Annotated in this window: 1 protein-coding gene; it reads left to right on the top strand. The window is 71.6% G+C overall.

Annotated elements, in window-relative coordinates:
* Window positions 1-851: AMP-binding protein (locus tag WU80_RS24765; protein ID WP_156349774.1), on the top strand; the 851-nt coding region annotated here is incomplete at both ends.

Below are 851 nucleotides of genomic sequence, written 5' to 3'. Positions count from 1 at the left end.
GCCGAAAGGGTCAGCGTGCTCAGTCAGACCACGGCCGCGGTGCGGATGCTCTCGCCGCAGGGGCTCGAGGGCACGGCGTTGGTGGTGGGCGCCGAGCCGGTGGGGGCGGAGTTGGTGGACCGCTGGGCGCCGGGGCGGGTGATGGTCAACGTGTACGGCCCGACCGAGGCGACCGTCTTCACCACCGCGAGCCTCCCGTTGGCGGCGAAGTCCGGGGTGCCGCCGATCGGGTCGGCGGTGCCCGGGGCGGCGTTGTTCGTGCTGGACGGGTGGTTGCGCCCGGTGCCGGTCGGGGTGGTCGGGGAGTTGTATGTGGCCGGCCGCGGGGTCGGGTTGGGCTACTTGCGCCGGGCCGGGCTCACCGCGACCCGGTTTGTCGCCTGCCCGTTCGGCGAGCCGGGCGAGCGGATGTATCGCAGCGGGGATTTGGTGCGCTGGGGTGCCGACGGACAGCTGCGGTATGTCGGGCGCGCCGACGCCCAGGTCAAGGTCCGCGGGTATCGCATCGAGTTGGGTGAAATCCAAAGCGCGCTAACAGGTTTGACCGGTGTGGACGAGGCCGTGGTGATCGTGTGCGAGGACCGCCCCGGCGACAAGCGCCTGGTCGGCTACTACACCGGCACCGCCGAGCCGAGTGCGCTGCGCACCGAACTGGCCGACCGGCTGCCGGGCTACATGGTCCCCACCGCCCTGGTCCCGCTCCAAGCCTTGCCGTTGACGATCAACGGCAAACTCGACACCCGCGCCCTGCCCGCCCCCGAATACACCGCCTCCGGCTACCGCGCCCCCACCAATGCCGTCGAGGAGATCCTCGCCGGCATCTACGCCCAAGTCCTCGGCGTCGAGCGCGT

It is taken from the genome of Mycobacterium sp. UM_11, from assembly GCF_001414075.1.
Classification (GTDB): Bacteria; Actinomycetota; Actinomycetes; order Mycobacteriales; family Mycobacteriaceae; genus Mycobacterium.
The sequence above is the reverse complement of the archived record's forward strand: the minus strand, read 5'-3'. Positions and strand labels throughout refer to the sequence as shown.